The organism is Microbacterium sp. OVT16B, from assembly GCF_019969705.1.
GTDB lineage: Bacteria > Actinomycetota > Actinomycetes > Actinomycetales > Microbacteriaceae > Microbacterium > Microbacterium natoriense.
In genome coordinates this window covers 1566223-1580697 of sequence record NZ_JAHXZA010000001.1, presented here as the reverse complement: position 1 = coordinate 1580697, position 14475 = coordinate 1566223, and the positions used below count along the sequence as shown (strand labels likewise).

Genomic DNA, 14475 nt, shown 5'->3' with positions numbered 1-14475 from the left:
ATCCGACCGCGCCGAACCCCGACGAGGAGACGACATGGTCGAGTCCGCACCGATCCTGGCCTGGACGCTGCAACAGGAGATCCCCGTACCCGCGGACGTGATGCCGCTGCTCGTCGAGGGCGAGCAGCCGGTGGCATCGTTCAAGACGTTCCGCGACAGCGCCACGTTCACGACCAAGCGGCTCATCGTCCGCGATGCGCAGGGCATCACGGGCAAGAAGGTCGAGATCTACTCGCTCCCCTACTCCGCGATCAACATGTGGTCGACGGAGAACGCCGGAGGGCTGCTCGACCGCGACGCCGAGGTCGAGCTGTGGACCCGCGCCGGCCACATCAAGGTGAAGCTCACCAAGGGCGCCGACATCCGTCGCATCGACAGCCTGCTCGCCTGGGCGATCCTGCAGCACTGACGCCCGGAGCGCCGCTCGACCGCGATGTCGGATGCCGTCACCAGAATGAATGCATGGACGTGCACCGGATCGTTCCGAACCTCACCGTGACCGACCTCCCGCGCGCGGTCGCCGAACACACGGCTGCGCTCGGCCTCCGTGTGCTCATGGACCACGGGTGGATCGTCACCCTCGGCGACGACGAGGGTCATCAGCTGAGTCTCATCACGCGGGATGCCACGGCATCCGTCGCACCCGACGTCTCCGTCTTCGTCGACGACGTCCACGCCGCGCTCGCCCGCGTGGAGTCGGCCGGGTTGGAGATCGTCCATCCGCTCACGGACGAGCCCTGGGGCGTCACGCGCTTCTTCTACCGTGGTTCCGACGGGCGGATCGTGAACGTCGGTATGCACACCGTCGCGTGAGCGGCCCGGCGCGGTCGCACTGCTCGCCGTCTGCGCTACGCGCGATGAGCGGAATGCGCGTCAGACCGCCGGCCGAGCACCCCGCGGATCCCGCCAGTAGGTCTGCACCCGAACGCCTCCGACGAGTTCCACCACTGCGCGGGGACGGTACCCGAGCCTTTCGTAACGCGCATCGTTCGCCGGGTTCGACGACTCCAGGTAGGTGGAGATCCCCGCGTCGTCATAGTGGGCCAGGGCCGCCCGGAGCAACGCCATGCCGTGTCCGCCGCCGCGGGCCTCGGGCGCCACACCGAGGAGTGTCAGGTAGGCATGCGGATCGCTGGGCCGCGCATCGGCGAACCTGGCACCGGCCTGCTCCACGGCGGCAGCAGCCTCCGGGTCGAGCAACTCGCTGACCAGCGCGTCGTAGGCAGCATGGTCCTCGACGGAGATCTCGTCCTCACCCGGCGGGTACCACACGGAGACCGCGCGAAGAGCGCCGCGCGTGCTCGCACCCTGCGACGTGCCCTCGCCGTCGGAGCCGCGCTCGAGCACTCGCGACTCGGAGAAGCGCAGCGCTTGCCCGACCATGAACCGCCAGTACGCACCGGCCACCTGCGGACGCGTCTCGACATCGGGGAACGAGGGTCCCCAGACGGGGTCGTCCAAGAAAGCCGCCGTGAGGATTCGCGTCATCTCGTCGAGGTCGCCGGACGTTGCCGGTCGCAGTCCGTGCGGGAGTGTCTCGTGTGTCATGCGATCCTCATCTCGTAGAGGGCGTGCGGTGCGTCCGGCAGACGAGTCTCACCAATCCGCCGAAGGGCGGCAGGGCGACCGAGCAGATCGATGAGCGCGTCGCTGTGGGTGAGCTGCGGATGATGCCCAGCCCCGGGCACAGAGATCAGCTCGACGTGGGGAAGCGACTCCAGGTGCGCGACCGCGGCAGGGTCGAGCGGGTCCTCGCTTCCGGTGATGATGCGCACCGGGCCGTGGAATCGCCCCAGCGCGTCGCGGAGCTCAGCTCGCCATCGCGTCGATCCGGCGGAGGTGAGCTGCTCGGCCGCGCTCTTCGCACGACCTCTCCGGAGGTCGCGGATGCTGCTCTCGAGAGCCTTCGCGCTCGCATCCGCGCCGGTGAGTCGGCGTGACAGCTGCACGGGATCGGCGCGCCGCAAGAAGGCGCGAACGAGCATCCGCACACGTGCCGCCCCGCGCACCGGCGCCTGCAGGAAGAAGGGCGCGATCAGAGTGAGGGACTCGATCCGTTCGGGGAACCGGTCGGCAGCGATGACCGCCGCTGCTGCGCCGATCGAGTGGCCGATGAGTTCGGCGGGTTCGTCCCCGAGCATCGCGGGCAGCCAGCGCTCCCAGTCGCGAATGCCCGTTCCGCCGCTCAGCCCGAGACCGGGAAGATCGACCGCTCGCGCGCCGATGCCCGATGCCACGTCCGACCAGGTGTCTGCGTTGACCGGCAGCCCGGGGAGGATCACCCGACGGGATCCCGACGATCCCAGCTCGAAGGTCCGCACACCGGCGACGTCGACGAATCGGCGCTCGTCACCCGCGGCCGCACCGAAACGGTGCGCGGCCAGATGGTCAGCCCACCGTTCGAGCGACACCCGCACGTCGGGCAGACGGAGCCCGTGCCGGTCGGCGAGCTCGATCGCGGATGCTGTGGGATAGCGATCGGCGGACAGGAAGCCGAGGGTCTCGGGGTCGGCCCGCGTGATCCATCGAGGCAGCCGTGTGATGACGCTCGCCGGCACCTTCAGCCTCGGGACGTTCGCCCCGAGGTGCCGTCCGACGTCCGTGAGCAGATCGGCCAGCAGCGGGGTCGCATCGTCGAGAATCCAATAGGCCGTACCCACGGCATCGGGATCGACCGCCGCCGTGGCCATGAACGCCGCCAGATAGTCGACGGTGACGACCGGAAGGAAGGTCGCGGCGCCTCCGGGCAGCGCGGCCGCAGTCCCGTCCCAGATCTGCTCGATGGTGCTCGCCAATCCGATGTGCTGGTCGGACTCCCCCGTCGCGCTGTCTCCGATCACGCTGGCCGGATTGACGATCGTCCAGGGCACGCCGCGCTCCCGGGCCCGAGCCTGGAAGACGGCGTCGGATTCCACCTTCGACGCCTCGTAGCCGCCCAGTTCCGCGTAGACCGCCGCGCGGTGCTCCTCCGACCAGGGAACGGCGTCGGGGTCCTGCCCGCCGACGCGGTACCCCGAGACGTGAACCACGCGCTGCAGCATCGGGAGTTCTGCGGCGAGATCGATGACCTTCTCGACGATGCCGACGTTCGCGGCCCGCGCTTCCTCGGCGGGCATCCCGAATCGATACGCACCGGCGCAGTTGTGGATCTCGGTGACGTGCGCAAAGGCCGCCGCGCCGCCCACCATGATCTCCGGCGCGTCGAAGTCGGCGATCACGATGTCGATGCTCCGCGCCAGGCCGTGCTTCCGCAGCCATGCCTCGACGCGCGCCCCGGATGCTGCGCTCCGCACTGCCGCGGTGACGTCAGCTCCGGCTCTCGCGAGGGTCAGCACGAGGTGCCGGCCGACCAGCCCCGAGGCTCCCAGCACGAGGGCGTGACGCGGGGCGTCCTGGGCGCTCATCTGGATCCCCCGGCGTTCTCGACGCGCCGCTCGATCAACTCCGCGATGACCTCTGCAGCCGATTCCAGGGGTTGGGTGCTCCGCGTGGCGCGGGAGACGATGACCGCGCCCTCGATCATCGAGACGACGACGGTCGCCAGAGAGCGGGACTCCTCGGTCGCGAGGCCGTTTCCTTCGAGGAGCGCGGCCGTCGGCGCGATCCACGACTCGAACGCGCTGGCGCAGGCCTGCCGCAGCCTTTCACTCTCGGCTCCCATCTCCAGCGTCACGACGGAGACCGGGCAACCGAGCCGGTAGTCGCTCTCGCTGACGATGCTCGCCAGCGCCTCGATCGCCGCGCGGGCCGCACCGGCCGCGCTGCCCGTCGAGACCGCAGCCTCGGCGATCAGCGCCTCGAACTGCGTCGCCGCGAGCTCGACGGCGGCGACGCCCAAGCCGACCTTCCCGTCGGGGAAGTGGAAGTAGATCGACCCCTTCGGAGCGCCGGCGTGGTCGATCACCGCGTTCAAGCCCGTGCCGCTGTAGCCGCTGGTCTGGATGAGTTCGAGCATGGACGCCGCGAGTCGCGCCCGGGTCTGGTCGCCTTTGGAGGTCATGTATTGATAATAGACCGGTCTACATATTTTTGCGAACCGAGGTGCTGATGCCGGCCCGACCAGACAGATTCGATCCGAGTGGGCTGTGGATTGCGGATCCGCTGCAGGAAACCCCGAAGTCAGCTCAGTGCTCGTGCCCACGTGATGGCATCGAGCGGCATCCGCTCGCGGCTCGTTCCCGCACCCGTGAGGTGTCGAGCATCGGCCTCCGGCACACCGATCGCCGCCATGCTGGTCACCTCCCAGTGCGGAGGAACCTGGAACTCGTCGGCCACCGCCGCCCGGTCGAACGCGCGGAACTGGTGGACCTGCATCCCCATCTCGTAGGCCTGGAACGTCAGATGCGCCAACGCCTGACCGAGGTCGTATTGCGCGAACTCCGAGTACTCGAAGTCAGAACCCTCGACGTTTCGGTGAGCGAGATTCGCTAAGAGAAGCCCCGCATCTGCGGCCCAGATCGACGAACTGCGCGCCAGGTGGGCGGTCAACCTCCGGTGAACATCGTCGCCGCGGCGCCCCACGATGAACGACCACGGTTGCGAGTTGCCTGCCGAAGGAGCGTGCCGCGCCGCGTCGAGGAGGGCATCCACCTCATCACCGGAAACAGTGCTGCGCGGATCGAACCGAAGAGGGCTGAACCTCGCCCTCACGAACGGGCGCAGCTGAACATGAGTGATTGCGGGCATGGAACCATCCAACCAGCGGAAGACTCATCGGATTCCCCCTGCCGACTTCGTGATATCCATGGATCATGGCCAGCCAGTACTTCTTCTCGGGTGAGTCGGACCGGATCGACCGCGCACTCGTGCACCGGTGGTTGTCCGAGGCGTCGTACTGGGCGCTCGGTCGCCCCCGAGCGGTGCAGGACGCAGCCATCGACTCGTCGCGCAACTACGGTGTGTGGCATGAGATCTCTGGGGAGCAAGTCGCGTACGCCCGCGTCATCACGGACGGCGTGACGTTCGCCTGGCTCTGCGACGTGTTCGTGGCTCCGGAAGTACGCGGCGTCGGCGTGGGGAAGATGCTGATGTCTGGTGTCATCGCCGACCTGGAACCGTTGGGGTTGCGCCGGACTCTCCTTGCGACGGCAGACGCACACGGCCTCTATGAGCAGTACGGTTTCTCCGAACTGCCGGTGCCCTCTCAATTCATGGCTCGAATGCGATCCTGAGACTGCCCGGTTGACGTCGACACGGCGTCAACCCCGATGCGCGGCGTGCCGGGAGCTCCGCCGTCGTGACGGCGCTAGGCGTCCGCCGCAATCTTGAGGCGTCGCAATGCGACACCCTGACTCACTCCGAAAGCGGCCACGTCAGCCTGACCTCATGCGAGACGGCAGGGAAAAAGCCCCGGAGATCCGCGTGTTTCTGCGGTTCTCCGGGGCTATCTGGTCGGGCTGACAGGATTTGAACCTGCGACCCCTTGACCCCCAGGTAGACGGTTCAGCCCAAATCCTTGGTTTTCCAGGGTTCTCTGCCCCTCAAGCGACCTCATTTCACGTCATGGATTGCATGGTTTGCATGCATCAGGTCCCGGCCAGGTCCCTACTCTTGGTAGCCATCGGCAGACCCATCACGGGGTTTACGTGGGGTTCTGTGGAAGCATCTCTGAAGAGCGCCGCATTAGGACGGCGCGCCCCCTTGACCCCTAGTAGCCCCGACCAGGTCTCTTAGCCCCTGTTGACCGGGCGTTTCCTGTTTCAGCGGTGCACTCCGCCGGAATGGTCAGCCGCGGCTCTCGCACGGAAGCTCCGGCCCCTCGGCTTCAAGCGCGACGAACAGACCGACGTCACCGATGAGTTCTCTGTTGTTCTCAGGCTGCCGACCACTGTGAAGGAGTCGGCATCGGCCCGCGAGTCACCTTCGCTGTCACTGTAGGCAACAGCGCGGATGCCGGCGGTGCGCGCCGCGCGCAGCATCGACGCCGTCAATCCTGCCGCCATCAGCACCGCGACGAGGACGAGGATCAGCCACACCTGTTTGGACGCGCGCGGGTACGCATGACGGATGCGTGCATCCGCCCTCGCGGACGCCCTTGAGCGGCGCCTCATCGTCCATCACACCATGGTCGGCTCGCGAGAGGATGCTGAAACTCGAAGACCTCAGCTGCGCTTGGCCGATCGGAAGGCGCAGAGCTATCCCGCGGACGGGAAGGTCACCACGACGCGCAGGCCTCCGCCCGGGCGGGCTGCCAGCTTGAGGATGCCGTGGAAGCGTGTGACGATCGCCGACACGATCGACAGCCCGAGACCATGCCCCTTCGCCGACGTCGTAGACCGGCGACCGGCGGCGCGCGTGAACGGCTCCGCGAGCGCGGTGACGGCATCCGCTTCCAGGATCTCTCCGCTGTTCTTGACCTCGATCAGCGCGGACCCGTCCGTGGCCGTGCGCGTGATGATCGAGAGGAAGCCGTCGGATGCGGCATTGTGCCGGATCCCGTTCTGCACGAGGTTGCTGACGAGCTGTCGCGCCAGCACCGGCTCACCGTCGAAGTGCGCAGGCTGCAGATCGAGCGTCATCGTGACGCCGGCCTCGGCCGCTTCGTCGGTGCAGAACTCCGCAACCTCGGCCACAACCCTGGCCAGGTCGATGCGCTCACCGGCGACTGTCGATGCTTCGATCTGCGCCAGGCCGAGCAGGGCTTCGGCCGTCTCGATGCTGCGCTCGTTCATCGCTCGCAGCCGACCGAACAGAGCGCGCTCGGTTGCATCGTCGCGTTGGGCGATCGCGACATCGAGCATCGCCCGAGTTGTGGCCAGCGGGGTGAGCAGTTCGTGCGATGCGTTCGAGGCGAACCGCTTCGAGGCGGCGAAGGAGCGCTCGAGCTGCGCGAGCATATCGTCGAAGTTCATCGCCAGCTCGGAGATCTCGTCCCGCGGCCCCTCGAGCCGGATCCGCTGCGCGAGGTCGCCATGCGCGGCCCTGCGGGCGGCACCGTTGATGTACTGCAGCGGCTTCAGCATCCGCCCGGCGACGGCCCAGCCGACGGCGATGCCCACGACGGCGAGCACGATGAGCACGGCGATGGAGACGATCAGCAGCAGGTTGAGCATCTGCTCGGTCGAGGTGATCAGGATCTCGGAGGCCGGAGTGGTCGATGCCGCCGCCGCGCCCTCGGTCGACTCGGGCAGCGGCGTCGCGATGCCCGGCTCCGAGGGCTCGGCCGGGAAGGAATCGGACGGCACGAGGGCGTATGTGGGCACGAAGCGCATGACCAAGTAGACGATCGTGAGCATCACGAGTCCAGCACCGGTCAGCAGTGCGGAGTATGTCAGCGCCAGACGCGTGCGGACGGTGGCGCGATAGCGCCGCGTCGGCGGCTCAGTCGTGGTCTGTGATGGCATAGCCGACCCCCGGGACCGTGGTGATGATGCTGTGCTCGCCGAGCTTGCGGCGCAGGTTGCTGATGGTCACTTTCACCGTGGCGGTGAAGGGGTTGGCGTTCTCATCCCACGCCTTCTCCAGGATCGTCTCGGCGCTGACGACCACGCCGTCCGCGCGCAGGAGCAGCTCGAGCACGGCGAACTCCTTGCGGGTGAGCTGCACGAACCGGCCGTCACGCGTGGCTTCGCGGCGGAAGGGGTCAAGACGCACGCCGCGCTTCTCCAGCACGGGCGGGAGCGCGGTGAACGTGCGACGGTTCAGCGCGCGCAGGCGGGCGATCAGCTCGGCGAACTCGAACGGCTTGGTCAGATAGTCGTCGGCGCCGAGTTCGAGCCCGCCCACGCGGTCGTTGAGAGCGCCGGCCGCGGTCAGCATCAGAACGGCGGGGCCGATCGGATCGGCGGCGAGGGCGCGGCAGACGTCGTCGCCGTGCACGCCCGGGATGTCGCGGTCCAGGAGCACCACGTCGTAGTCGTTGATCTCCACCGCGGCGAGCGCGGCATCCCCATCACCCACGATGTCGGCCGCGATCGACTCCATCTCCAACCGGGTGCGGATGGCGTCGGCGAGGAAATCTTCGTCCTCCACGATCAGCACGCGCATGCACTCCTCCTCCGGTCGGTCATCTCCGTACCGAGTCAAGCAGACCGCAGGTTGGAGAAAGGTAAAAGGGACGCTTTACCGTCTCGAAACCGCGTCCTTGGTGGAGTGGAATCTGCCCGGCCGTCCGACCGTGGCGATGCCGTAAGGAGCAACCACATGAGATTCTTCACCATCACTCGCAGTCGCCGCGCGACCACCGGCGCCCTCGCCCTCGCGACCGGCGCGGTGCTCGCACTCGGGCTGTCCGCCTGCGCACCGGCTGGAAGCGCCGACCCCGAGCTCAAGTCCGGCGATCACGAGGCTTCGATCGTCGATTGGCGTCAGTCGATGGACGACTGCATGCTGAAGGCCGGCTTCGACCTGGCACAGACGTCCGCGGACGGTAGCCCCTCCGAATCCATCGACACTTCGCAGTGGGACATGGCCGCTTTCGACAAGGCGTACGCCTCGTGCACCGCCGAGGTCGGCGAGGCGCCGGTCGATGACAGCGTGCCCAGCGAGGACGAACTATTCGAGTCTCAGCTCATATTCGCGAAGTGCATGCGCGAGCTCGGCTACGACTACCCGGACCCGGTCAAGGGCTCGGGCGGCATGGGACAGGCGTTCGGCCCGGAGACGAACGGCGACGACGTCGACACCTGCACCGAGAAGGCCAACCAGGCGGTGGAGTCCAAGTGAGCATCGACACCCCACCGACCGCCCTACGTCCTCGGCGGAAGCGCGCGCTGCTGCTGACCTGCCTCGGCGTTCTCGTCGTCGCGGCGATCGGCGCCGTCGTCGTGCTCGTGCAGCGGCCGTCCTCGGCCGAACCCAAAGATGACAAGGTCGCGGTGAACACCGTCACCATAACCCGCGGCGAGCTGACCGAACAGCTGCGCGCCCAGGGCACGCTCGGATTCTCCTCGCCCCGTGACATCGGCACGACGCTGTCGGGCATCGTCACTGGCGTTCCGGTCGGCGGCGCCGTCATCGCCGCGGGTCAGGAGCTGTTCCGCGTCAACGACACCCCCATCATCCTGATGCACGGCAACCTTCCCGTCTGGCGCGCGTTCAGCGAGGATATGACCAATGGTGCGGATGTCCTGCAGCTCGAGACGAACCTCGCCGCGCTGGGCTTCTTCGGACGCACCCCGGACGCGCAGTTCACGTGGCACACCATCGATGCGATCAAGAAGTGGCAGAAGTCGCTCGGCTTGGAGCAGACAGGGATGATCGAGGACGGCCGGATCGTTTTCTCCCCCACGGATGTGCGCATCCAGTCGGCGAAGGCCGCTGTCGGTGACGCCGCGAGTGCAGCCATCGTCTCCGTCACTGGCACCTCCAAGGAGGTCGTGGTGTACATCGACACCGCTGACCAGGCGATCGCCCCGACAGGCAAGAGCGTGACCGTCGTGCTCCCCGGCGGAGTGCAGACGACCGGCACCATCGTCACGGTCAGCGCGCCGGTCGAGCGGGACGGCACCAACGGCAAGACACTGCAGGCTCCGGTGACGCTGACCCTCGATGACCCCGCCGTCGGCGCGGACCTCGACAAGGTGACCGTGAGCGTCCTGCTCGCCCAGAGCAAGGGCACGGACCTGCTCCTCGCTCCGGTCACGGCGCTGCTGGCTCAGCCGGGCGGTGGATTCGCCGTCGAGGTGACCACCGGAAAGTCTGGCAAGACGAAGCTCGTGCCCGTCGAGCTCGGCGCCTTCGCCAGCGGCCTGGTGGCCGTCACAGGCGGGGGCCTCGCCGAGGGCGACAAGGTGGTGGTGGCCAAGTGAGCACCCCGATCGTGCAGCTGCGCGGCGTGACGCGCAGCTACGGCTCCCCACCCACGGTGGCCCTCAACGGTGTCGACCTGACGATCGAGGAGGGTGAGATGCTCGCGATCGTCGGCCCCAGCGGTTCGGGCAAGTCCACGATGCTCAACATAATCGGGTCACTCGACCGCGCCTCCGCCGGCAGCACCGAGATCGCCGGCAACGACGTCATGCGCATGAGCGATAATGAGCTCTCCGCGCTGCGCGCCTTCACCATCGGGTTCGTCTTCCAGCAGTTCCATCTGTCGGACGGCGTCACCGCGCTCGACAACGTCGCGACCGGCCTTCTCTACACCGGCATGCCTCCCCGCGAGCGCCGTCGGCGGGCCGCGGTCGCCCTCGAACGCGTCGGTCTGGGCGACCGGCTGCACCACCACCCACGCCAGCTGTCCGGCGGCGAGCGCCAGCGGGTGGCCATTGCCCGCGCGGTGGTGGGTGAGCCGAAGCTGCTCCTCGCCGACGAGCCGACTGGCAGCCTCGACACCAAGTCCGGGGCCGGCGTGATGCAGATACTCGGCGAGCTGCACGACGCGGGCACCACGGTCGTGGTCATCACGCACGATCAGGGCGTCGCGACGGGAATGCCCCGGCGGGTCCACATCAGTGACGGCGAGATCGTGGCCGACGAGCGGGAGGTGGCGGCATGAGTCTCGACCGTCGTTCCCGCCTGCGCCCCGCCGACCTGTTCGCCCTCGGGTTCCACGGACTGCGGGCTCGGCCGCTCCGGGCGGTGCTGTCCTCGCTCGGCATCGCCATCGGCATCGCCGCGATGATCGCCGTCATCGGCATCTCGACCTCGAGCCAGGCGCTGATCAAGGACAAGCTGGCCGCGCTGGGCACCAATCTGCTCACCGTGACCGGCGGCACCGACATGCTCGGCGCACCAGCGCCTCTCCCCGAGGATGCCGTCGCCCAGGTGCGGCGTATTCCCGGGGTGCTCAACGCGAGCTCGACGAGCACGCTGGACAAGGTCAACATCTACCGCAATGCGGACATCGAGCGTTCGCGCACCGGCGGGATGACCGTCGCGGCGGCGGATCTGGACCTGCTGGCGGCGACCGGCACCACGATGCTCACCGGCGTGTGGCTCAACGAAGCCACGGCGCAGTTCCCGACGGCCGTGCTCGGGCGCACCGCTGCCGAACGACTCGGCATCCTGAATGCGGGTTCGCTCGTCTGGCTCGGCGAGCGTCAGTTCACCGTCGTCGGCATCCTCGACTCGTCTCCGCTGGTGCCCGAGCTCGACTCCGTCGCCTTCATCGGCGAGCCGATCGCCCGCCAGGCGTTCGGCTACAAGGGCAATCCCACGATGATCTACGAACGGTCCGAGGAGGACCGCGTGGCCGAGGTGCGCACGCTTCTGCCCCCCACGATCAGCCCGCAGTCCCCGAGCGAGGTGAAGGTCAGCCGCCCCTCGGACGCGCTCGCGGCGAAGAACACCGTCGACCAGGCATTCACGGGGCTCCTCATCGGCGTCGGTTCGATCGCCCTGCTGGTCGGCGGCATCGGCGTGGCCAACACCATGGTTATCTCGGTGCTCGAGCGTCGCCGCGAGATCGGCCTGCGCCGGTCGCTGGGCGCGACCAAGCGTCACGTGCGACAGCAATTCCTCTTCGAGGCCATGCTGCTTTCGGCATATGGCGGGATCGCCGGTGTGGCTCTCGGCTGGATCATCACAGCGGTCGCCGCCAAGGCCAACGGATGGGTCGTCGCGATCCCGCCCGAAGTGCTGGTCATCGCGGTCGCGGTCACGGTGATCGTCGGGGCCGTCGCAGGGCTCCTGCCAGCAGTGCGTGCCGCGCGCACGTCCCCGACGGCAGCGCTCACCACGTAGGCCGGGTGGGGTCGACGGCCCCGCCTCCGCGGACAGTGCTTCGGAGGGGCACCCGACGATCCGCTCCTGCACGGGGTGCGCGGCGGCGTCCTCAAAACAGTCACTGTCCGCGATGCGACGCACTGGGACGACCTCGGGGCGAAGCTCAGGTTCGGCAACCGCACCAGACCTGGGGCTGAGCCAAACCGGCGCGATCTGGGTGGCCGATGCTCGGATCGCACTACACGTCCTCCAGGCGATTCCCCGGCACCAGCGACCTGCCCAACCCTCGGCACTTCGCCGAAGCCGCCAGACAGGCGAACCCGTACCGGTCCACACCACACGAACCTCGTGGTGCACTTCGCAGGCACTGAGGCCGAAGGAGATGGGTCCGCTTCAGCGGCGACCGGATCGAGTAGACCGGGCGAGTTAACCAGCCAATGGCCACCCGCAGAAACGGCGAAGTCCTGACTAAGGGTTCCTCTCACCGGGGATTCTGGTCGGGCGGCGTCCCCGCAGCGCCCTACAGGTGCGAGGAAATGCAAGAGGCGGATCACTCCTCGGAGCGATCCGCCTCTTGCATTCTGGTCGGGCTGACAGGATTTGAACCTGCGACCCCTTGACCCCCAGTCAAGTGCGCTACCAAGCTGCGCCACAGCCCGTTGTCCGTGGCTTTCGCCGCAGGCAACTCCCCTATCTTAGCCTGATGCCGAGGCCGTCCGCGAACCGAGCAGCGTTGCGTGTGTCGGAGGTCCGGCGTAGCGTCCGGTGCATGGCGACGATCACGACCGAGGTGGCGACGACGGCCAGGTGGAGCGATGTGCAGCACGCGCTCACGGGCGGCGGGGATGGCGCGAGCTGCCAGTGCATCTGGCCGGTTCTCAGCAACAAGGACTGGAATTCGACGACGAAAGACCAGCGCACCGAGATGCTGCGCGCGGAGATCGACGAGGGGCCTCCCCCGGGCATCATCGCCTACGTCGACGGCGACGCCGCCGGCTGGATCCGCATCGGACCCCGCACGCGACAGGCGCGGATTCCGCGAACGCGCATCATCGCGGCGGCGTCGACCGAACCGTTCGACGATGCCTCGGTCTGGGCGGTCACCTGCTTCGTGGTGCGCCGAGAGCATCGGGGCTCCGGCCTCAACCTCGACCTGCTCCGCGCGGCCGTCGACTATGCGCGCGAGTCCGGCGCCCGAGTGATCGAGGGCTACCCGGTCGACACCGGTGGCGAGAAGCAGCGCTCGAACGACCTGTTCCACGGCACCCTCGGCACCTTCCTCGCAGCAGGATTCGAGGAGAAGACAGACCTCAAGCCGGGCCGTTCCCTCGTCGCCCTCGAACTCGCCCCTTGACCACTAGCGTGGAGGCATGAGCGACCAGCATCCGATCGTCGAAGACGCCGAGCTCGGCGCCCTCGTCCGTGCGACCACCGAGCTCACCGACGGCGACGTGCTCGTCTCCGACTGGTACATCGGCGGCATCACGACCGACGGCGGAGAGCTCGACCTCATGATCGAAGGCACGAGCCCCGACGAGATCGCTCCGCTGCTCCCCCGGCTCCGCGAGGTCGTCTCGCACCTCGACGCGCTGCGACGCGTCGCCTCGGATGCCGTGGTCGCACAGTTCAGCACCGGAGACCCCGAGCCGCACGAGCTCGAGGAGGCGGCATCCGACCTATCCCTCGAGACGATCGAGGCGTCGGCCGATGGCACGATCGTCCTGCACCTCACCGACAGCTGCGGCGAGCACTTCCCCGATGGATACTGGCCGGCGGTGCACCTCGACGCTGATGACCGGGTCGAACAGGTCACCGTCGAGACCTGATGAAGAACCGCGCTCTCCTCTGGGCGTTCGCGCCCTACATCGTCGCGTCGACGCTTCACGTGATCCTGCTCGCCGTGCAGAGTCCTCTGGCCGCGCCGACGAAGCTCATCCTGATGCCGCTCCTGCTGGTTCCCGTGCTGGTGTCGGCCCGACGGCTGAAACCCCGCGCCGCCATGGTGCTGATCCTCGCCGCCCTGCTCTTCTCCTGGCTCGGCGACGGCGCCGGCGCGTTCTTCCCCTCAGCCCCGGAGCTGCCGCTCATGCTCGCGTTCTTCGGCATCGCTCATCTCGCCTACATCGCGCTCTTCGCACGACACCTTTCTCGACGACGGATGCCGTGGTGGGCGCTCGTCTACGCCGCCTGGTGGATCGCCATGGTCAGCGTGATCGGGCCGCACGCGGGAGGACTGTTCCCCGCGGTCGCGGTCTACGGACTCGTGCTCGGCGGCACAGCCGCCTTCTCCACGCGGTGCGGTCCCGTGGTCGCGACGGGAGGCGTGTTCTTCCTCGCGAGCGATTCGATCCTCGCGTTCCGCCTCTTCCTTCCCGACGCACTCCCGTCGTGGAGCAGCCCCGCCGTCATGCTCACCTACACGATCGGGCAAGGCCTCATCATCGCAGGGACGCTCCTCGCGCTCCGCACACGGAAGGTCGCCTGATGGACTCCGCACGCGTCGACAGCTGGCTCTGGGCGATCCGCGTGTACAAGACGCGCTCCGCGGCGACGACTGCATGCCGCGCGGGGCATGTACGACTCAACGGCGACAAGGTCAAGGCGGCGCAGGCCGTGCGCATCGGCGATGAGCTGCGCATCCGCATCTCCGGATTCGACCGGATCCTCATCGTGCGACAGCTCCTCGTCAAGCGTGTCGGCGCCCCCGTCGCGGCCCTCGCCTACGAGGACCGCACGCCCGAGCGCGAGCCGCAGGCCGCGCTGGGACTGCGCGACCGCGGAGCGGGCCGTCCCACCAAGCGAGAACGCCGGGAGATCGATCGGCTCCGCGGACGCGACCCAGACGACCAGGAGTTCCCCCATTCCTGACGG

17 protein-coding genes and 1 tRNA gene are annotated in these 14475 nt (G+C 68.1%); 11 read left to right on the top strand and 7 right to left on the bottom strand.

Annotated features, from left to right (window positions below):
* Positions 1-34 precede the first annotated feature (34 nt).
* Both LC438_RS07440 and LC438_RS07435 read left to right on the top strand, forming a co-directional pair.
* Positions 35-409, top strand: coding sequence for a PH domain-containing protein (locus tag LC438_RS07440; RefSeq protein WP_223586235.1), 375 nt, complete (start codon positions 35-37; stop codon positions 407-409).
* A gap of 53 nt (positions 410-462) precedes the next feature.
* Positions 463-813: a VOC family protein gene (locus tag LC438_RS07435; RefSeq protein WP_223586234.1), complete on the top strand. Its 351-nt coding sequence runs from the start codon at positions 463-465 to the stop codon at positions 811-813.
* A gap of 60 nt (positions 814-873) precedes the next feature.
* Here LC438_RS07435 and LC438_RS07430 read toward each other — a convergent pair whose 3' ends face one another.
* From LC438_RS07430 to LC438_RS07415, 4 genes are all read right to left on the bottom strand, one after another.
* Complete coding sequence (locus tag LC438_RS07430; RefSeq protein ID WP_223586233.1) at positions 874-1548, bottom strand: N-acetyltransferase; 675 nt, start codon at positions 1546-1548, stop codon at positions 874-876.
* Complete coding sequence (locus LC438_RS07425; RefSeq protein ID WP_223586232.1) at positions 1545-3404, bottom strand: alpha/beta fold hydrolase; 1860 nt, start codon at positions 3402-3404, stop codon at positions 1545-1547. Before LC438_RS07425 ends, LC438_RS07430 begins: the two co-directional genes overlap by 4 nt.
* A complete protein-coding gene (locus tag LC438_RS07420) occupies positions 3401-4000 on the bottom strand; it encodes a TetR/AcrR family transcriptional regulator (RefSeq protein ID WP_223586231.1) in 600 nt (199 codons plus the stop codon). Before LC438_RS07420 ends, LC438_RS07425 begins: the two co-directional genes overlap by 4 nt.
* A gap of 119 nt (positions 4001-4119) precedes the next feature.
* The gene (locus LC438_RS07415; RefSeq protein ID WP_223586230.1) at positions 4120-4686 is read right to left on the bottom strand and encodes a nitroreductase family protein; all 567 of its coding nucleotides are present in this window, start codon (positions 4684-4686) and stop codon (positions 4120-4122) included.
* A 65-nt stretch (positions 4687-4751) separates the two neighbouring features.
* Between LC438_RS07415 and LC438_RS07410 the strand changes: the two genes are divergently transcribed.
* Positions 4752-5171, top strand: coding sequence for a GNAT family N-acetyltransferase (locus LC438_RS07410; protein ID WP_223586229.1), 420 nt, complete (start codon positions 4752-4754; stop codon positions 5169-5171).
* A gap of 963 nt (positions 5172-6134) precedes the next feature.
* Here the strand turns inward: LC438_RS07410 and LC438_RS07405 are convergent.
* The gene (locus LC438_RS07405) at positions 6135-7343 is read right to left on the bottom strand and encodes a HAMP domain-containing sensor histidine kinase (protein ID WP_223586228.1); all 1209 of its coding nucleotides are present in this window, start codon (positions 7341-7343) and stop codon (positions 6135-6137) included.
* Positions 7321-7986, bottom strand: a complete 666-nt coding sequence (locus tag LC438_RS07400) for a response regulator transcription factor (protein ID WP_223586227.1) — start codon at positions 7984-7986, stop codon at positions 7321-7323. Before LC438_RS07400 ends, LC438_RS07405 begins: the two co-directional genes overlap by 23 nt.
* Positions 7987-8142: 156 nt before the next feature.
* Between LC438_RS07400 and LC438_RS07395 the strand changes: the two genes are divergently transcribed.
* The 4 genes from LC438_RS07395 to LC438_RS07380 are packed head-to-tail and all read left to right on the top strand — an operon-like array spanning position 8143 to position 11622.
* Complete coding sequence (locus LC438_RS07395; protein ID WP_223586226.1) at positions 8143-8664, top strand: hypothetical protein; 522 nt, start codon at positions 8143-8145, stop codon at positions 8662-8664.
* Entirely contained in the window at positions 8661-9749 is a 1089-nt protein-coding gene (locus LC438_RS18765) for an efflux RND transporter periplasmic adaptor subunit (protein WP_223586225.1), read from the top strand. The genes LC438_RS07395 and LC438_RS18765 overlap by 4 nt, the downstream gene beginning before the upstream one ends.
* A complete protein-coding gene (locus tag LC438_RS07385) occupies positions 9746-10435 on the top strand; it encodes an ABC transporter ATP-binding protein (protein ID WP_223586224.1) in 690 nt (229 codons plus the stop codon). Before LC438_RS18765 ends, LC438_RS07385 begins: the two co-directional genes overlap by 4 nt.
* On the top strand, positions 10432-11622 hold the full coding sequence (locus tag LC438_RS07380) for an ABC transporter permease (protein WP_223586223.1): 1191 nt from the start codon (positions 10432-10434) through the stop codon (positions 11620-11622). The genes LC438_RS07385 and LC438_RS07380 overlap by 4 nt, the downstream gene beginning before the upstream one ends.
* A gap of 564 nt (positions 11623-12186) precedes the next feature.
* Here the strand turns inward: LC438_RS07380 and LC438_RS07375 are convergent.
* Positions 12187-12263: transfer RNA gene (locus LC438_RS07375), tRNA-Pro, on the bottom strand.
* 110 nt (positions 12264-12373) lie between these two features.
* On the opposite strand from LC438_RS07375, the gene LC438_RS07370 reads away from it, so the two are divergent.
* The 4 genes from LC438_RS07370 to LC438_RS07355 are packed head-to-tail and all read left to right on the top strand — an operon-like array spanning position 12374 to position 14472.
* Complete coding sequence (locus LC438_RS07370) at positions 12374-12958, top strand: GNAT family N-acetyltransferase (RefSeq protein WP_223586222.1); 585 nt, start codon at positions 12374-12376, stop codon at positions 12956-12958.
* A gap of 16 nt (positions 12959-12974) precedes the next feature.
* Positions 12975-13430, top strand: coding sequence for a hypothetical protein (locus LC438_RS07365; protein WP_223586221.1), 456 nt, complete (start codon positions 12975-12977; stop codon positions 13428-13430).
* Entirely contained in the window at positions 13430-14089 is a 660-nt protein-coding gene (locus LC438_RS07360) for a lysoplasmalogenase (RefSeq protein WP_223586220.1), read from the top strand. The genes LC438_RS07365 and LC438_RS07360 overlap by 1 nt, the downstream gene beginning before the upstream one ends.
* Positions 14089-14472 (top strand): RNA-binding S4 domain-containing protein, encoded by a 384-nt coding sequence (locus tag LC438_RS07355; RefSeq protein ID WP_223586219.1) that lies wholly within the window; start codon positions 14089-14091, stop codon positions 14470-14472. The genes LC438_RS07360 and LC438_RS07355 overlap by 1 nt, the downstream gene beginning before the upstream one ends.
* Positions 14473-14475 lie beyond the last annotated feature (3 nt).

Bases quoted from the DNA above. Each gene is read 5' to 3' on its own strand.
- LC438_RS07440 (WP_223586235.1), top strand. From the start codon at position 35: ATGGTCGAGTCCGCACCGATCCTGGCCTGGACGCTGCAACAGGAGATC.
- LC438_RS07435 (WP_223586234.1), top strand. From the start codon at position 463: ATGGACGTGCACCGGATCGTTCCGAACCTCACCGTGACCGACCTCCCG.
- LC438_RS07430 (WP_223586233.1), bottom strand. From the start codon at position 1,548: ATGACACACGAGACACTCCCGCACGGACTGCGACCGGCAACGTCCGGC.
- LC438_RS07425 (WP_223586232.1), bottom strand. From the start codon at position 3,404: ATGAGCGCCCAGGACGCCCCGCGTCACGCCCTCGTGCTGGGAGCCTCG.
- LC438_RS07420 (WP_223586231.1), bottom strand. From the start codon at position 4,000: ATGACCTCCAAAGGCGACCAGACCCGGGCGCGACTCGCGGCGTCCATG.
- LC438_RS07415 (WP_223586230.1), bottom strand. From the start codon at position 4,686: ATGCCCGCAATCACTCATGTTCAGCTGCGCCCGTTCGTGAGGGCGAGG.
- LC438_RS07410 (WP_223586229.1), top strand. From the start codon at position 4,752: ATGGCCAGCCAGTACTTCTTCTCGGGTGAGTCGGACCGGATCGACCGC.
- LC438_RS07405 (WP_223586228.1), bottom strand. From the start codon at position 7,343: ATGCCATCACAGACCACGACTGAGCCGCCGACGCGGCGCTATCGCGCC.
- LC438_RS07400 (WP_223586227.1), bottom strand. From the start codon at position 7,986: ATGCGCGTGCTGATCGTGGAGGACGAAGATTTCCTCGCCGACGCCATC.
- LC438_RS07395 (WP_223586226.1), top strand. From the start codon at position 8,143: ATGAGATTCTTCACCATCACTCGCAGTCGCCGCGCGACCACCGGCGCC.
- LC438_RS07380 (WP_223586223.1), top strand. From the start codon at position 10,432: ATGAGTCTCGACCGTCGTTCCCGCCTGCGCCCCGCCGACCTGTTCGCC.
- LC438_RS07370 (WP_223586222.1), top strand. From the start codon at position 12,374: ATGGCGACGATCACGACCGAGGTGGCGACGACGGCCAGGTGGAGCGAT.
- LC438_RS07365 (WP_223586221.1), top strand. From the start codon at position 12,975: ATGAGCGACCAGCATCCGATCGTCGAAGACGCCGAGCTCGGCGCCCTC.
- LC438_RS07360 (WP_223586220.1), top strand. From the start codon at position 13,430: ATGAAGAACCGCGCTCTCCTCTGGGCGTTCGCGCCCTACATCGTCGCG.
- LC438_RS07355 (WP_223586219.1), top strand. From the start codon at position 14,089: ATGGACTCCGCACGCGTCGACAGCTGGCTCTGGGCGATCCGCGTGTAC.